We start from the raw sequence: 16,233 nt of genomic DNA on the forward strand, positions 1-16,233 counted from the left end.
CCGCAGTGGGCGGTCGAGAATGAGCCCAAACTCGACGAGGAGTTCTTCGCCGTGACCTTAGCGAACTTGGCTGTTGACTAATTTTGAGTAGGCAATGCTGCGATTGAAGACGACTCGCATTGGGAAATATTTGGATGCATTCTTCCGTCCAAGTCATCTCTTATCGGAGTGTGAGGCGTATGGCCGAGTGGATGTCTGGAAGAGCCGACTTGGCCGGGCAATTCAACTTCCTAAACGGCGGCGGTTCCGTCGGCGCGCTTATGCGCGCTCACGACTGGTCGAATTCGCCACTTGGTCACCCCGAAGGCTGGCCGCAGTCCTTGCGGTCAGTAGTCGGTCTTTTGCTCAATTCCAAGTTTCCAATGTTCGTAGCTTGGGGCGAACAGCTTGGATTTCTCTATAATGACGCATACGCGGAGATCTTGGGTGCTAAGCACCCGCGCGCACTTGGCGCTCGTTTCTTCGACATCTGGTCAGAAATCTGGCCTGACATTTCGCCGTTAATCGACTCCGCCATGGCTGGTGATGCGACATACCGTGAGGACCTGCCTCTCACAATGAACAGGCACGGTCATAGCGAGGACACTTGGTTTACCTTTTCTTATTCGCCGGTTCGCGATGAGAGAGGTCACGTCGCGGGAATGTTCTGTGCCGTCGCCGAGACGACAGGCCAGGTGCTGGCAGCGCGTCGGCGCGACGCACTTTTGCAACTCGACGAGCGCCTCCGCAACGTCGCAGACACCGCAGACATCTCGTTCACTGCGTCTGAGCTGTTGGGCAAGGCTTTAGGGGCTTCGCGAGCCGGGTATGGTACGATTGATCACGAGGCCGGAACTACTTTTGTTGAAAGGAACTGGTTCGCCCCAGGATACGATAATCTCGCCGGACTTCATCATTTCTCGGACTACGGCTCCTATATTGATGACCTGCGGCAAGGTCGAGTGGTTACGAACACCGATGTTGAGAAAGATCCGCGCACCGTCGCGAATGCGGGTGCATTTCGAGCGCTTGGAATCAGGGCGCATCTCGATTTACCCATTACGGAGAATGGGCGAACCGTCGGTCAAATGTTCATCCATTCGCGGTTACCGCGCGTTTGGAGCGTCGAGGAAATCACCCTCGTCCGCGATTTTGCAGAGCGTACCCACGCTGCGATAGCCCGGCGCGCAGCAGAGCATGAGCTAAGGCTGAGCGAGGGCCGCTTGCGGCAGTTGAACGAAACGCTCGCAGCTCAGGTTGCGGCCCGTTCGGCGGAGCGCGACCGCCTCTGGAATCTTTCTCAGGACATGCTCGCCCGCGCGGACTACGCCGGCATGATGTCTGCGGTGAGCCCCGCTTGGACGCAGATATTGGGGTGGAGCGAAGCGGACCTCCTTGCACGTGGCTACTCGGCTTTCATGCATCCAGATGACCGGCAATCTACGCTGGCAGCGATTGCTCAGATGGCCAAGACGCGTGAGCCCAGCCGGTTCGAAAATCGTATCGCAAATGTGCAAGGCGACTGGAAACATATTGAGTGGACTGTCGCGCCGGAACAGGATGGCGAAAACTTCATCGCAGTTGGTCGCGATCTCAGCGTCACTAAATCTCGCGAAGCTGAACTCGAAATTGCTCGAGAGGCGCTACGTCAAAGTCAGAAGATGGAGGCGATGGGCCAGCTCACCGGAGGCGTTGCCCATGATTTTAACAATCTACTTACGCCGATCGTTGGTGCGCTTGATATGCTCCAGCGCCGGGGGCTGGGTGGCGATCGTGAAAAGCGCTTAATCGCCGGTGCCGCTCAATCGGCGGAGCGAGCTAAGGTTCTTGTCCAACGACTGCTCGCCTTTGCTCGACGTCAGCCGCTCCAACCGGTTGCGGTCGACATCTCCAAGCTGATTGAAAACATGGCTGAGCTCATGTCGAGCACGACGGGACCACAGATCAAAGTCGTCGTTGACGTCAAAGATGACCTGCCGCCGGCCAAGGCGGACCAGAACCAGCTCGAAATGGCTCTTCTAAATCTGGCAGTGAATGCTCGCGACGCTATGCCGAATGGAGGCACGCTCCGGATAAGCGCGTCGGCTGATACGGCTCAGTCGGGGGCGGACCGAAGGATACCGCCCGGACAATACGTTCGAATTTCCGTGGCTGATACTGGAGTCGGCATGGATGAGGCAACGCTTGCTCGAGCGATCGAACCTTTCTTTTCGACTAAGGGTCTCGGAAAAGGCACAGGCTTGGGCCTCAGCATGGTCCACGGTCTAGCCTCCCAGCTCGGCGGCGCATTGATAATCAACAGCAAGCTTGGCCTCGGTACCAAAATCGAGCTTTGGCTGCCTCAGACTGAAGCTTTACCTGACGCACGTAGTATCGCGCGCGATGCCCACTCAGTGCGAGGCCGCGGCACGGCATTGTTAGTTGATGATGAGGAGCTCGTTCGCTTAAGCACCTCGGATATGCTCGTCGATCTTGGCTATCGCGTCATCGAGGTGACATCGGCCGAGCAGGCACTCGGAGTGGTCCGGGATGAAACTCCCATCGACTTGATCGTGACGGATCATCTCATGACTGGCATGAGCGGCGCTGAATTGGCGCGCACAGTTAGCGCGATCTCTCCTGACATTCCGGTCTTGATCATTTCTGGCTATTCAGAAGTGGAAGGCATCGCCTCGGACCTGCCCAGGCTGACGAAGCCATTTCGAAAGGACGAACTGATGGCATGCCTTTCAGCTCTGGCACCACTGCCGCTAGCAACTCTAGCGTATAGCGCCAGCACACAAACCAGCTCTTCGAAGAACACAATGCTGGATGAAGAAGTGGACATGCGGGAAAAAAAGTCCTTTCCGTAGCGCCAGCTGAACGGCGTTCGAAAGACTCCTGCTTTTGGCCGATTCGGTTGGACAAAGTCCCGCTGCTAGTGACTATCTGGGTCAACTCTGGGGTGGTCTTGAAGCCCAGTTGCAGGCGGTAGCTGGCCCCTCGGGAATTGTCCCGGTACTTCGAAGCTGCGGCCTATCTTGACACCAAACAGCACGCGACGCTCCCCTCACTCCCGAGCAAGCTCCGTGTTCTCTTGCCTGCCATCGCGGCTATGGTCAGCGCAGCGCCACAACCATTTCGGTGGCTGTTGAAGGAGCGTCGCTGTTGCCTGAGGGCAAGTTCTGCCGGTCCCCTGCAGGCGCATCTCGAAAGCTTTGGGGTGAAACGGAGGAATGCCTACCGGTCAGCGTAGTCTTGCTCGGGGGTGCCGCTGAGGTTGGCGAAAGGCAGCACTATGATGGAAAGATGAAGCGGTGAAAGCGGGCCTAACCTCTCAGATACTGAAAATCAGAACTGATCCTATTGCTCCGTGTCGCCTTGATGGCGGTAAACGGCGCACTGGGAACCTATAGCCGTGGCTCCAGTTGGTTCTTACAGACCAAAGATTCGGGAGGAGGCCATGAGAATTGCCGCGGTCATAGTGTTGCTCGCTTCGCCAGCCTTGGCCGAAGAGAAGGCCATCGACCCTGCCGCTCTGCGGGACTGCCCACCGATCGGTCAGTCTGCCAAGGGCGAGCTAATTTACGGAATGGACTGTGCCGCTCTCAAGCCGGAAAACGAGGCGGAAGTTATGCAGAATATGCCGAAAACGAATTTGAAAGACACCGTGATCCCTAAGCCTGGCGCAGTGCAGACGCCGGAGACGACACCGACGTCCGGCGATCTGAAGTAGGTCCGGTTTTAATTGGGAAGGCGAACTAGGCGACGCTTTGCCCGGCCCCCGGTTCAATAACAGCCCTTCAATGTCTGACCGGAGTTGAAAATGTCGATCGACGATACTGAAGCCGATGTAAGATCGACGCTACGAGAATTTTCGAAGGACTTGTCCGGCGAGGCGATACGTCCGACGTGGCTTGCTCGCCTCAACGCGGCCACACGCGAGGCTCCCTTAGAACTGTTGGCTACGGCGTTTTTGATTGGCGTCTTACTAGGCAGGCGACGATAGCTTAATCGGCAGGTGGTCGAGGTTTGGCTTGGCCCTAGACGAGTGGGTCGGCTGGATCCGAGGGCGTCCTAATTGGTCGACCGGCAAAACCATCCTCGACCGTCTGTCACCGTCCGTTTCTGTTTGACTGTCGGCTAGGCAACGTCCTTGGATGATCTGATCACAGTTGATGGCCGCATGCTGTGGATATTGTGCGCCGTCGACTCCATGGTCGAACTTCCCGCCGCCAATCTAAGAATATCGCGGTCCCGACCCCCAGATATAGACAGTAGTGTGGGTTTTTCACCTTTGAAACGACATTTTGCGGTGGGTTTTTCCCACTCGGTCTCGGTTTTCCGGGCCCTAGCATTCGCGCCATTTTAGCGATCTGCGCAGCCTCGGTAAGATCGGCTATCTTGCGCCATTTGTGGCTCGCCAGGACGTCCTTGGTAACCGCATAAGTCAATCGATAAAGCGCTGGCAACCGCCATTCAGCATTTCCGGCACGGCCCGGGCGTGTCACCTCGATGAAACCGAGCGCAGTCGCTTCCCTGATCGCGGGCGCGATGGAGTGCCTTTCACGTTGTTCAGCCTCATGACAATGTCGGTGAACGAATGCCCGGCGCGGTGGGCAAGACCGCAGCCGGGGTCTATTAAGGAAATGCTGACCGTATCAGCGCGCGTTAGTGGCGCGGCACCGACGGTTTAAGCATCCATCCTGAGGATTCCCGCCTATCGGTGGGCCTGAGACAACCGATGATTGCGCTGGCCTACCCGACTGCTGCGATCTTTACGTCGCTCAGCAGGCGGTCGATCGTCGCCGCGCTCACCTTCAAAAGTGGCAAATCGGCGCGAGGGCGGGTGTCGAACACGATCTTCTCCGGAAGGCTCCTGGCTGACGCGATGCGGATAATGGTCCTGTCCGGCTCGGACGGGCCCGTCTGCTCAACAGCCGCCGACAAAGACGAATTAACGAATGATCGGCATGAACGGCCGCTTGCAAATGAAAAATGAGGTATCGGCAGGGGCCGGATTGGAGTGGCGGGGCGCTGCTTTCAGCAACCCGCCTATGGAACCCTAGTCGATCTCTTGGACAACCGTGCGGGTCGACGGATCGACCAGCATCACGCGCTCGCCCGAGTAGACATAGCGGTACTTGGTGAGCGAGGGACCCCAGTCGGCAGGCACCGCCTCGAGCTCGACTTCGCGAGGCACCGGCTGCCCGACCACGATCTTCTCGCGGGTCTCCACAGGACGGACCTTGTGCTCGGTGACGTAGGTACGGATCTTCGTGCGGTATTCCGGCTCGATCTGTACGGCGGCGGCATGTCCGGTGCTTGTGGTGGTGACGACGGTGGACTGCGCCATCGCGCCCGTTGAGATCATTGCCGCCACCGCAGCTGTCAATAGTACTTGGTCATCTTTCTCTCCTCGCCGCCATATGCGGCGAGGTCGAGAACTCTCGAATGGTGGCAAGGTTCCCGCTCGTCCGCAGAGGTCCTCGCATGCGACGGAACATTCAGGTCCGGCGAGGGTTTGCCCCAAGTTCAGCAGGCGCTTGCTTAGGGAGTCCGCTGATGGCACCGGCCGATGCAGTCAGGAGTGCCTCCGATCGACGCCAGCGAAGGCTCCTGATCCTTTTGGCTTTGGGATTCGTCATTTTTGGCGTCGCTGCGGCCGCCCTGGACTACGTTCTCCAGCCCGAGATCCTTCGGGTCGCCGTCGGCCCCACAAGCAGCGACGACTATCAGGTGGTTCAAGCGATGGCGGAGGCCTTCGAAGAGGAAAGCAGGACGGTTAGACTGTCCCCTATCACCACCGCCGGAGCGGCCGAATCCCTTGCCTTCCTGGGTGCCGACAAAACCGATCTGGCAATCGGTCGCGGCGACCTCGCCATGCCCGCTGATGCGCAGACGCTGGCCGTCCTGCGTAAGAACTACGTCGTCATATGGTCGCCGTCCGGACGAGCAGGCAACTCCAAGAAGAAGGCCGCCGCGAAGATCGGAGAGATCGCCGATCTCGCGGGGCATAAGGTCGGCATTATCGGAAAGACCGGCGCCAACGCTGCGCTCCTGCGGACAATTCTAGAGGGCTCAGGCGTTCAGCCCGACAAAGTTGCCACGGCTCAATTCGGGACCGAAGAGATCGAAAAGCTTGCGCTGGATACCACGCTGGATGCGTATCTTGCCGTCGGTCCCCTCGACAGCAAGATCACGGCCGCGGCGATCGCCGAAACGTCCCGATCGCGCGGAGCGCCGAAGTTTCTTCCGGTCGATGCGTCCGAGGCGATCGCCCTGCGGCACTCCCGCTACGAAGCCGAGGAGATCCCCGGCAGCGTCTTCAACGCCAACCCGGCGTGGCCCGAGGCCAAGATCGACACCATCAGCGTAAACCATCTTATCCTTGCCAGAAAAGAATTGTCGGAAGCCAAGGCGGCCGCCTTCTATCGGCAGCTCTTTGCGGTCCGCGACACGATCACGCAACGGGTCTCTGGCGCCGCGCACATAACGAAGCCCGAAACGGAGAAGGAAGCAGAGCCCTCCGTGCATAGGGGTGCCGCAGCAGTCATCAACGGGACCGAGCGGACGTTCCTGGACAAGTACAGCGACTACTTCTGGTTCGCCCTGCTTCTTCTTTCCGGGATCGGTTCGGCCGCCGCCTGGCTCCGGCGCTATTTGAACCGGGACGAACGGGACGATAACAGCAGTCATCGCAACCGCATACTCGCCGCGGTTTCGGAGGTTCGCGATGTCGAGTCCGAACAGCATCTGCTGATATTGCAGCGGGAGATCGACGCGATCATCGGCGAAACCCTCAAGTGCTACGACGAGGGAGCCATCGAACAGGAGGACATGGCAGCGTTTGGGCTCGTCCTTGAGCTGTTCGATCATGCGGTCGCGGAAAAGCGGGCGGCGCTGCAGGGCGGCCCCATCGAAGCAAGGGCCCCTGGACCAACGATAGCCTCTCGCCGATAGGTCGCGGCCGGCGGGCCGAACCTCATTGCTTCTGGATACGGCCGTTCAAGATCGAGAACACCTCTCGCGAAGACAAATGCTCTGCGGCCCTTCGCAAAAGTATCGCTGGCAGACAGAACGAATTTACGGCTCCGGTCAGCAGAATCGGCATGATGGATGGTCTCGCTACCTTGGAGGGCCTTTCGGCCGTCGGTCGCTCGGTACTGCAAGCGGCGACCCACAAGAAAATTGCCTGAGCGGGAATCAACCCGCTGCGGCGGGCTCTCAACCGCACATGCTTCCTTCGTCCTCCGAATAACCTATAACACTACTTTGCAATGATTCAGGCGCCGTTATTCAGGCAGTGTCGCGGGCGTTCGCCGCCAATCCGTCTTCGCACGGTTGAAACGATTGGCGTGGAGCATCCAGCTCTCGAGTGGCATGCCGTCGCGATGACGACCTCCAGCTTCCGCCCCTGCCCATGCCGCAATGGCACCGAACAAGAGTGCTGCCGCGACCGAAAACGCTATTATAATTGTGCTGGCCCTGGCGCGTGAAATAGCGCTCTTTGAAGCGGAAACCGTCGAATCCACGCGCCGCTCAGCGTCAGCGCCCGTCAATCCGGTGGTGGCACCCACCATCTGAACAAGATAGGCGCGATCTTCCGGGCTCACACCACTATGGGAAGAAGAGGTGAGCAGGATACGGCCGGCTTCCGCGCGCGCCGGCGTCAGATCGGCATTGGGTGGCCGCCGCGCCGCGCGAAACAACGTATCGATCTCATAGCTCAACACCGACGGCTCGGTCGCCGATGGCGGCGCCGTCAGAGCGGAACGCCGGCTTGCCGCACCCGTCACCGCCGCTGTCAACAAGATCCCAAGGACCACCGCGAGCGCCCAGGCCGCAAGCCCGTGAAAGCCATCCCATTGCTCCACATCGTCGCTTTCACTAGCCCGATAGGGTGAACGGAGCCGTCCAGCGAGGTAGCCTCCGCAGCCAAAGCTGATGAGGGCCTGAAGAATCAGGAAAAGTCCGGACAGGACCGACAATGATGCGGAGGCATCGCGCCATGTAGGAGCCGCGGAAGCCACGCCTAAACCAAGCGTTGCCCCGAAGGCAATCATGATCGAAGAGGTAGCGGCAGCGGCCAGCGCTCCAACAACAATCGGGCTCCAATCCAGAGCCCACAGATTGCGGACGCGGCCAACGGTCGCCTGTGTTTCGAGGTTCGTCTCCATCGTCATCGGCTGTCAGCTCCTGCCTAGCGCAAGCCCAGGAACGACAAGATGAACATGATGACGACGATCAGTCCGACCAGATAGATCAGGCCGTTCATGGTTCCCTCCAGTTGTTTCGATGATAAGCAGGCTCCAACCTGAAGGTTCCTCGATGCGGGCCGAGAATGTTCGATGGCGAGGCAGTGAAGGAGTAGCTCAAGTTGATTGTTTTTGTGGCTTCGAGCGCTGGATCCGCCGAATGACAGGGATGCCCTGATTGGTAAGCGAGCGCGGCTCGCTTCTGGCGGTCTTCCAGTGCCTGCTGTTCTAGCTTCTTCTCCGACGCTCAAAGCGCTCGACTATGTGGCGCGGGCAATTCTGTTGAACTCATGGTCGCTTCCTTTGACGACGGCCGCGGTTAGTCGAGATCTGGAAAATCCTACTCTTTCTGCGTCGGAGGTATCCGTTCGCAAGCTTGCCGTCGCCGAATTGGTTCTGAGGGGCGCTGGATTCTTATTCTGTGGTCAGCTGCTGTATGGGTGAAGTCCGCTCTCTTGCCGCGCTTCTAAGCACAGCAAGTCCGGGTTAGCCGAATCGCGTTGGAAATCCTGCGCTTGTCCTCATGCGACGGGCACTCCTGAGCGTGCGGGAAGAGATACGGCCCGGCGACGTGGTGAGGGCATCTGATCTCAGCGCGACGCAGCCGGGAGAAGTATTCTTCAGCCATGTCAGTGCACGCGCCATCGAGGCCGTGTGCCTCCTGATGATTGATTCTCTTGATCTTGAAACGCTCATATATGCCATCCTACGCTGCCACTTTATCGGCGCGCGCGGACGTACTCTTCGCGACCGCGCGAATGAATAAAGCGGCTTGGCTTTTCTGATTTGAGAACTGCCGGGATGGAATTTTCCTCCGCGCTCCCGACCATGATGACAACCTTTCGCTCGCCGCTTTGGTTCCAAGCGCAGCGAAGATCACGACGATGTGTTTTGACAACGACAGCACGGACCATTGCCAACGTTGACCTGTCATCCGTGTTCGCTCGGCTGTCAGGGCGCCCTGGCGCAAACCGCGTTTTCCAACCCATTGGATAGCAACATTGACAGCCATCCTGCAGGACAATCGAGAGGCCTTTGGGACCAGAGGGCGAGCCGGTCAGCTTCGATGCCGAGCGAGAGGAACAGTCGTGCGTCAATTCCTGCAGTGGTTTTTTCGCAATCGCCAAACAGGCGCCATAACCATAGCTCAGATGCCCAATCTCATCTTATGGATTGCGATTGTAGTGGGAGTACTGCATTGGATTTGGCCTTTGGATGGCAAGGCCAGCGCCGCTTTGACGATCGTGTTTAAAGGCGGCCTTCTCATCTGGGCGGCCGACGAAATCGCCCGCGGCGTAAATCCTTGGCGGCGCTGTCTAGGGGCCGCTGTGGCTGTCTATGAGCTGACCACGTTGCTCTGACGGGCAAATGGTATCAGAGCGTCAGCTCCCTCCTGGCTTTTCTCCAAACCTTGATCCGGTCGGCCTTGACCCGGATCACGGGCGTATCGATGCCATTTTCGAACCAGGCATCGAGATCCGGTGTCCAGTGCTTTTTGAATGCCGGCTTATCTCAAATGAGTTCAGCCTTTCCTTCAACCGCAATGTAGACAGACCCGCCGAACATGCCGCTCGAAGAATAGCCCAGCCCAGAACGACATTTGAATTGCTTTCGATATCGGAGACGCAACCCGCTGTCTCATTCGAAAAGTAGGGTGCCATCATACTGCACGTCGCCGTTATAGCTCATTAAACGGCTCGCGACGCGTTCCCCGGGAGCACGGGTTTATAGTATCGCGATATCGATGCCCTTCATTCCCTTCGCGACGTGAGCAAGGGCTGGTTTTTCTGACATTTGTACCTCTCTTACCCGGCTCTTGAGTTCTTGGACGTTGACTTGGCCTTACGAGCGCGTTGCCGCTTTTGCGGCCTGCGGCAGCTCGCATATTGTCGACCAGATTTGGATAAGTTCTTCCGGCCTTCCTAGCCGAACGCGTTGCCGTCGCCTTCTTTGCGGAAGACATTTTCTTCGATTTCTTTCCCCTGGCTTTGCGGGAATTCGGCTTCTTCCACGGGGGCTTTGCCATGACTGTCTCGCTAGTTGCGCAGCCACTTAAGTTTCGGTCGAGTGCAGGCCGTCGCGAGCGTTATGAACGCAACCGGGACGCAAAAGGGGTGTTCCTCTTGGGAGGAAGCAGCGTTCTGCTGGATGGATGTGAACGGTCCCGTTAGCGGAGCGCGCGGTTGGCTCGCCGCGCACCTGACCGGACCCGCTGGACTTCCTAATTGAGCTCTGGCCTTCAAGATTGCTTCCTTCAGGTCGTCGCGCGTGTAGGGCTACGCAACCTTGGTGTGCTTGGAGAATCTCTCTCGTAAAGCCGCTTGCTCAGATAGTCGTCAGCGCCAGCCTGAAGACCCTCGACTTTGGCATCTTCGCCCGCGCGGGCCGACAGCAAAATGATGGTCGGCTGAAACTCCGGATCGGACCGGATCTCGCGAAGCAGACTGAAGCCGTCGAGCTTCGGCTCATGACATCGGACAGGATGAGTGCTGGCTTAGTCTTGGCACGGTCGAGCTCAGTCAATGCTCCGCGCGCCGTCGCTCCTGTTCGAAAGCTTCGGCGCTGGCGATCGCGGAGGCGATCTGTCTCGCGACCAGTTCCATGAAGCCGGAATAATGGTCGTCAAAGAGCCGAAAGGGATTAAGGCCCGCGATCAGGATGCACTAATGGCTGCCGTCGCCGGCGGCCATGCCCGGGATCACCACGGCGCTGATTGACGGCCGGTCCCAGGCTCCGCCCGGAAATTCCGCGCCGAAAATGCCGGCTATGTCGGCGACGTGCTAAGCTTTGTGCTGGCGCAAGGCCTGCGCCAGGGCCAGCGGCCGTCTGCATCCAACGGGATCCGCGTGGGGAACGCCGGATGGATCTGGTCCCACGCCAAAGGAGCTGACACGCTCTGCCCGCCTGCCGTCGGGAGACAGGCTGTATAGGACCGCGAACGTCAGATCGCGGCGGTTGGTCGGTAGTGCCTCGAGGGAAAGTCCGCAGGCCGCCTGCCATGTCTTTGCATTGACTGTCCGAGCAGCGAGCTCTGCCGTTCACCCTTTGCTTGTCTTCGGTGTTGGCGCAAAAGATGCCGCCGACCGCTCCATGCTCGTCGGGAATTGGGGTGTAAGAGAAGGTGTAATACGTCTCTTCGGGATAACCATTCCGCTTTATGATGAGGAGCTGAGCCTCGACGTAGGTCCCTTCGCTTCCCTGCCGCGCCTGCGCGAGCATGGGACCGATGTCCTGCCAGATCTCCTTCCACACCTCGGCGGTGGATCGACCGAGCGCCCAGGGATGCTTGCCGCCGATAATTGATTTGTAGAGGTCGTTGTAAAAATAGGTGAGGTCGCTTGCCCAGCCGATCCAGATCGGCTGCCGGGACGTGAGCATGATCCCGACCGCGCTCTTCAGGCTCTGAGGCCAATCCGAAGCCGGGCCAACGGATGTCGCGGCCCAATCGTGATCTTAAACGGCGCCGGTCGATGCCTGGAGTTTTCGAACGACTGGTCGCAATGCCGACGCAAAAAATCCCCCGACCGAAATCCCGGTTTGCAGGTCTTATTCTAAAGGCAAGTACATAACATCGAAAATGATTGGAAGGCGCTCGGCATGGCAACTCTCGCCGCACGATATTACCAGCTCATTCCGGATGGTTCGCATGCCGATCACAGGAATGATCCGGCGATGATGTTGGCGCCCGCGCATCGACGCGGGACAAGCCCAACTTTAAACTAGCCGGCGGCGGCGGAGATCCTTGCCCGTCGCCGGCATTTTTTGAACGGATAACGCAAGGACCGGAAACATGCCCAGGAGATAGGGACTTGGGCCCAAGTTTTCGACGGCCCTCAAAGAAACGGCCCCAGCGCGGGACCGGGGGGAAGTGTCCATTGGTGGAAATTCGGATCTTAGACTTGGGGCCCGCGTTTTTTTGGTTCTAAAGATGGACCGGAGTCATACGGCACCGGTGGTCGCCAGCGCCGGCCGCGCGCAGCGAAACTTCGGCTTGGGGGGCCGGGGTTGAGGTCTCGCCTTCGTGGTAGTTGGGTTTCTCAGCCTTGGAGCGAACTAAGGGCATCATGGAACTCCCTTTGCGGTCGCCCGTCAATAAGCATTGGTGCCGCTAGACGAGCGCCGCAACTTTCAGCGCCACGATGCCGGCAAGGACAACCAAGGCGATGCCGCTGACGATCACCATGAGCCAGAACTGATCCATCTCATCCATGATCGCCCAACAGGCGATGGTCCAAGTCGTTCCTGGTATTGCCTTGTAGCGGGAGACTTGACGAGTTCCACGCGCGTTTTAATTCGGTTTCTGTATTCCAAGGCCATCGGACATGGGATCATCTGATGAAGGACATGCGAGAACATTAGAGAAGCTGCGTGCCGAAGCGGAAGAGTGCGAACCGATCAGCAAGCTTGCGACCGTTGTTCCGGATCGTGTTCAGGATCAGGCGAACTGAGCGATTCGCCGAATGTCGCTTCACTCATCCAAATAACTTCTTCAGGCGCTTCTTGCCGGAACAAGCCGCAACCTCTTTTGTTGTTGCCAACGCAGGCAAGGAAGCCTGAACTACTGGAGGAGGATAGAATGAAGTTGAAGACTTTGATCGTTGCCGCCGCGATGACGTCTATCGCTGCACCGGCGTTTGCGGAGTCGTACTACGTGGTCCAGGACGTCAAGACCAAGAAATGCACGGTCACCGAGACGAAGCCGACGAGCACGGAAACCACCGTGGTAAACGGTGACACGGTCTACAAGACCAGAGCGGAAGCGGAAACCGGTATGAAGACCGTGAAGGTCTGCACATCGAACTAACACAATGCCGTTCCGGCGGTGATCGTTCTTGATCGACCGCGCTGTGGGTGATTTAACCGCCCACAGCGCGGTCCCTTCTGCAGCGGCATTGCGGTGCAAGTCTGCTCCGCGCTAGTGACGTTCTTATTCCGGCTCTTCGAGAACGATTTCTTCGCTATGGCCTTTGGGAGGCGCAAGCCAGTCTCGCTTCGACTCGCTTGCAAAGGTTACCAACCTTCTTGATTTTCTTCGTTCACGGCCGATAATGATCGGCGCTCTTCTTCGCCTCATAGTCCTGACCGGCTGCGACGTCGAGCACGATCTTGCTTTCGGCGCGCGAGTTGACTGCTTCTTCTTAGCCACCCACAACCGTCACACCTGGGCCGCAGTGAACAAGGCAATACGAGCGGCTCCGGACGAGACCTAGAAGGCAAGCCCTGCCGAATCGCGGAAGCGTCTATTGTTAAAGGCGCGAAGTCGCCGGAGAACGTGGAACCCACGATTGAGGAGCAACCCGTGCCCGAGCGGGCCCGGCAGGAACATGCAACCACAATCATAAGTAAAGCTTTGGTCGCCTCTTTAAGTGAGCCGCAGTAATTTCGCGGCGTATCGTTCAGCTAGGAAGCGGAGCTTCTGTAACGTCAAGCAACGTTCCGAGTCCCTGCCGCAGTCGGCGTGATGCGATATTCTCGGTCGCTAAACCGAATACCACAAGAGAGCGCCCCGTCACGGCGTAAGTGTGCCCAAAATCGAACGAAGGCATCTGTGCCTCCGGTTCGTTGGTATCGATCAATCCAAACCAACTGCGTCCCTCAGTGACTTCAGGCAGCGTGAAGTTCACAACATCATAGTGGGCGTTGTACACCAGCAGCACGGTTGCGTCCGAGCCGCGACGCTTGATTCCCGTCTCCTGGGCGCGCCCGTCGAGCAGCATCCCAAAGCATTTGGCGTTGCCGTCTTGCCATTGCGCCGTAGTCATCTCCTCCCCGGATGGTGCCAGCCACGTCACGTCCTTTACATCCAGCTCTTCGTTGTGAGAGCCGATTAGAAAGCGACTGCGGTAGAAGATGGGAAATGCCCCGCGGATGGCGATCAGCTTGCGCGCAAATTCGCGAAGGCTCCGGCCGCGGGCGCTGATGCCCATCCAGTCGAGCCAGGTAGTCCTATTATCCTGCGCATAGGCATTATTGTTGCCCTGCTGGGTATGCCCGAATTCGTCCCCGGCGAGCAGCATCGGAGTGCCGTGGGAGAGAAGCATCGTAGCCAGCAGGTTTCGCTTCTGACGCTCGCGCAGCGCCGTGATCTCGGGGTCGTCGGTCGGCCCCTCGACGCCGCAATTCCAGGAATGATTGTTGCTGTGGCCGTCGCGATTATCCTCGCCATTCGCCTCGTTGTGCTTGTCGTTATACGAGACGAGATCGTTGAGGTTGAAGCCGTCATGGGCGGCGACGATGTTGACGCTGGCCCAAGGCCGGCGACCGCGCTTGTTGAACAGGTCACCCGATCCGGAGATGCGCTTTGCGAGCTCGGAAAGCACCCCCGGCTCGCCCTTCCAGAAAGCGCGCACGGCGTCACGAAATTTGTCGTTCCATTCTGCCCAACCGGGCGGAAACCGGCCGACCTGATAACCGCCCGGACCGATGTCCCACGGCTCAGCGATAAGCTTGGCGCTGGAAAGGACAGGATCCTGTCGGCAAGTATCAAGGAAGCCGCCGCCTTCGTCGAAGCCGTAGGGCTCCCGCGCGAGAATGGTGGCAAGGTCGAATCGAAAGCCATCGACCCGCATATCGGTCGCCCAGTAGCGCAGGGAATCGGCAACTAGTTGCAAAACGCGCTGGTGTGATAGGTTAACGGTATTGCCGGTGCCGGTGTCGTTGATGTAATAGCGCTTCTTGTCGGGCAGCAGACGGTAATAGCTGGCGTTGTCAATGCCTTTGAAAGAGAGCGTCGGGCCGAGTTCATTTCCTTCTGCGGTGTGATTGTAGACGACGTCCAGAATGACTTCGATCCCATAGGCGTGGAACTGGTTGACCATGGCCTTGAACTCGCTTGCGAACGGGCTCTTGAGGTAGCGCGGCTCTGGCGCAAAGAAGGCAATTGAGTTGTAACCCCAATAGTTACGCAGGCCTTTCTCGACTAGATAGCTATCGTCGACGAAGGCGTGAACCGGCAAAAGCTCCGCGCTGGTGATGCCGACCGATCGCAGATAGGCGGGGATCTCGTGATGCGCGAGGCCGGAGAATGTGCCGCGAAGCGCTTCGGGCACCAGCGGATGTAGTTGGGTAAAACCCTTGACGTGCATCTCGTAGACGATCGCCCGCTCCCACGGCACTTCGGGCTTGCGTGCCGCGCCCCAAGTGAAGGCCGGGTCGATGACCCGGCATTTCTGCATCAATGGCGCGCTGTCGCGCTCGTCGTAAGAGAGGTCCTTATCGGCATGATTGAGCTGGTAGCCGAACAACTCCGGCCCCCAGCGCAACTGGCCGACTAGCTGCTTGGCGTAGGGATCGAGCACGAGTTTGTTTGGATTGAACCGATGTCCCGCGTCGGGCTCATATGGACCATAGACTCGGTACCCATAGACGGTGCCAGGGCGAGCGGAAGGCAGGTAGCCGTGCCAGACCTCATCGGTGTATTCGGGAAGTTCAATCCGCTCGAGTTCGCTGTCGCCGGTGTCATCGAACAGGCAGAGCTCGACCTTGGTGGCATGGGCGGAAAACAGCGCGAAGTTGACGCCGAGCCCGTCCCAGGTGGCGCCGAGGGGAAAAGGCTTGCCTTCGGTCACACGTGAGCGACGCAGGCTCCACGCCGCCCGCGTCAGGTCGTCGGCCGAAATCGTCTTTTGATCCATCTCTGCCCCTAGGAAAATCCGGTCAAGATGCCGGCGCCGTTGCCGCTACTTGGGTCGTGGCCTGCTCGTTAACTGCGGAAGAAGCGATCACCGCCGCGGCAGGAATCTCAGCAGCTTGCGTGAGAGCATCTGCTTTTTGGAGCGCCGCTTCCTTGCTTATTGCGGAAATCGAATTGCCGATCCGTCCAACAATTGCGGTAAGCTCCGGTTCGGACAGATGCAACCGCTTTCGCACGATGCGAACCTGGCTTCGGTCGGTCAGGTCGAGTGTGTTTCGCATCGGCTGAAGCTTTGGGCGGCGCATCTTGGGAACTCCCTGTTCTATCGTCGTAACCACGGCTTGATGATTCCGTTCCCTGACAGGGCACGAAAAGGAGGGGCGC

Annotated in this window: 11 protein-coding genes and 1 pseudogene; 7 read left to right on the forward strand and 5 right to left on the reverse strand. The window is 58.6% G+C overall.

What is annotated here, in order from left to right:
* Positions 1 to 179: 179 nt before the first annotated feature.
* The 3 genes from JQ586_RS08615 to JQ586_RS08625 all read left to right on the forward strand — a co-directional run bounded on the left by JQ586_RS08615 (position 180) and on the right by JQ586_RS08625 (position 4,960).
* Complete coding sequence (locus JQ586_RS08615) at positions 180 to 2,831, forward strand: ATP-binding protein (protein ID WP_249147405.1); 2,652 nt, start codon at positions 180 to 182, stop codon at positions 2,829 to 2,831.
* A gap of 590 nt (positions 2,832 to 3,421) precedes the next feature.
* A complete protein-coding gene (locus JQ586_RS08620; RefSeq protein WP_212394096.1) occupies positions 3,422 to 3,694 on the forward strand; it encodes a hypothetical protein in 273 nt (90 codons plus the stop codon).
* A gap of 1,008 nt (positions 3,695 to 4,702) precedes the next feature.
* Entirely contained in the window at positions 4,703 to 4,960 is a 258-nt protein-coding gene (locus JQ586_RS08625; protein WP_212394097.1) for a hypothetical protein, read from the forward strand.
* A gap of 63 nt (positions 4,961 to 5,023) precedes the next feature.
* Here JQ586_RS08625 and JQ586_RS08630 read toward each other — a convergent pair whose 3' ends face one another.
* Positions 5,024 to 5,332 (reverse strand): DUF1236 domain-containing protein, encoded by a 309-nt coding sequence (locus tag JQ586_RS08630; protein ID WP_212394098.1) that lies wholly within the window; start codon positions 5,330 to 5,332, stop codon positions 5,024 to 5,026.
* A gap of 191 nt (positions 5,333 to 5,523) precedes the next feature.
* Here JQ586_RS08630 and JQ586_RS08635 point away from each other — a divergent pair, with 191 nt between their 5' ends.
* Positions 5,524 to 6,921 carry a TAXI family TRAP transporter solute-binding subunit gene (locus JQ586_RS08635; protein WP_212394099.1) on the forward strand — a complete coding sequence of 466 codons (1,398 nt, stop codon included), beginning with the start codon at positions 5,524 to 5,526 and terminating at the stop codon, positions 6,919 to 6,921.
* 332 nt (positions 6,922 to 7,253) lie between these two features.
* On the opposite strand, the gene JQ586_RS08640 is transcribed toward JQ586_RS08635, so the two are convergent.
* Positions 7,254 to 8,144: a hypothetical protein gene (locus JQ586_RS08640; RefSeq protein ID WP_212394100.1), complete on the reverse strand. Its 891-nt coding sequence runs from the start codon at positions 8,142 to 8,144 to the stop codon at positions 7,254 to 7,256.
* 1,160 nt (positions 8,145 to 9,304) lie between these two features.
* On the opposite strand from JQ586_RS08640, the gene JQ586_RS08645 reads away from it, so the two are divergent.
* A complete protein-coding gene (locus JQ586_RS08645) occupies positions 9,305 to 9,577 on the forward strand; it encodes a hypothetical protein (RefSeq protein ID WP_212394101.1) in 273 nt (90 codons plus the stop codon).
* 893 nt (positions 9,578 to 10,470) lie between these two features.
* Here the strand turns inward: JQ586_RS08645 and JQ586_RS41485 are convergent.
* Positions 10,471 to 10,668 (reverse strand): annotated as a pseudogene (locus JQ586_RS41485) (response regulator); the annotation flags it as partial.
* Between the two features lie 70 nt (positions 10,669 to 10,738).
* Between JQ586_RS41485 and JQ586_RS08655 the strand changes: the two are divergent.
* Together JQ586_RS08655 and JQ586_RS08660 are read left to right on the forward strand one after the other, a co-directional pair.
* Positions 10,739 to 10,933, forward strand: a complete 195-nt coding sequence (locus JQ586_RS08655; protein WP_212394102.1) for a hypothetical protein — start codon at positions 10,739 to 10,741, stop codon at positions 10,931 to 10,933.
* A gap of 1,859 nt (positions 10,934 to 12,792) precedes the next feature.
* A complete protein-coding gene (locus JQ586_RS08660; RefSeq protein ID WP_212394103.1) occupies positions 12,793 to 13,020 on the forward strand; it encodes a hypothetical protein in 228 nt (75 codons plus the stop codon).
* 592 nt (positions 13,021 to 13,612) lie between these two features.
* Here JQ586_RS08660 and glgX read toward each other — a convergent pair.
* Both glgX and JQ586_RS08670 read right to left on the reverse strand, forming a co-directional pair.
* The gene (gene glgX, locus JQ586_RS08665) at positions 13,613 to 15,850 is read right to left on the reverse strand and encodes a glycogen debranching protein GlgX (protein WP_212394104.1); all 2,238 of its coding nucleotides are present in this window, start codon (positions 15,848 to 15,850) and stop codon (positions 13,613 to 13,615) included.
* 22 nt (positions 15,851 to 15,872) lie between these two features.
* Entirely contained in the window at positions 15,873 to 16,154 is a 282-nt protein-coding gene (locus JQ586_RS08670; RefSeq protein WP_212394105.1) for a DUF3606 domain-containing protein, read from the reverse strand.
* Positions 16,155 to 16,233: the final 79 nt, after the last annotated feature.

It is taken from the genome of Bradyrhizobium jicamae, from assembly GCF_018130215.1.
Taxonomy (GTDB): Bacteria; Pseudomonadota; Alphaproteobacteria; order Rhizobiales; family Xanthobacteraceae; genus Bradyrhizobium; species Bradyrhizobium jicamae_A.

What these genes read in the sequence shown, in the direction of transcription:
- JQ586_RS08615 (WP_249147405.1), top strand. Translation starts at nt 180, where the DNA reads ATGGCCGAGTGGATGTCTGGAAGAGCCGACTTGGCCGGGCAATTCAAC.
- JQ586_RS08620 (WP_212394096.1), top strand. Translation starts at nt 3,422, where the DNA reads ATGAGAATTGCCGCGGTCATAGTGTTGCTCGCTTCGCCAGCCTTGGCC.
- JQ586_RS08625 (WP_212394097.1), top strand. Translation starts at nt 4,703, where the DNA reads ATGATTGCGCTGGCCTACCCGACTGCTGCGATCTTTACGTCGCTCAGC.
- JQ586_RS08630 (WP_212394098.1), bottom strand. Translation starts at nt 5,332, where the DNA reads ATGATCTCAACGGGCGCGATGGCGCAGTCCACCGTCGTCACCACCACA.
- JQ586_RS08635 (WP_212394099.1), top strand. Translation starts at nt 5,524, where the DNA reads ATGGCACCGGCCGATGCAGTCAGGAGTGCCTCCGATCGACGCCAGCGA.
- JQ586_RS08640 (WP_212394100.1), bottom strand. Translation starts at nt 8,144, where the DNA reads ATGACGATGGAGACGAACCTCGAAACACAGGCGACCGTTGGCCGCGTC.
- JQ586_RS08655 (WP_212394102.1), top strand. Translation starts at nt 10,739, where the DNA reads ATGCTCCGCGCGCCGTCGCTCCTGTTCGAAAGCTTCGGCGCTGGCGAT.
- JQ586_RS08660 (WP_212394103.1), top strand. Translation starts at nt 12,793, where the DNA reads ATGAAGTTGAAGACTTTGATCGTTGCCGCCGCGATGACGTCTATCGCT.
- glgX (WP_212394104.1), bottom strand. Translation starts at nt 15,850, where the DNA reads ATGGATCAAAAGACGATTTCGGCCGACGACCTGACGCGGGCGGCGTGG.
- JQ586_RS08670 (WP_212394105.1), bottom strand. Translation starts at nt 16,154, where the DNA reads ATGCGCCGCCCAAAGCTTCAGCCGATGCGAAACACACTCGACCTGACC.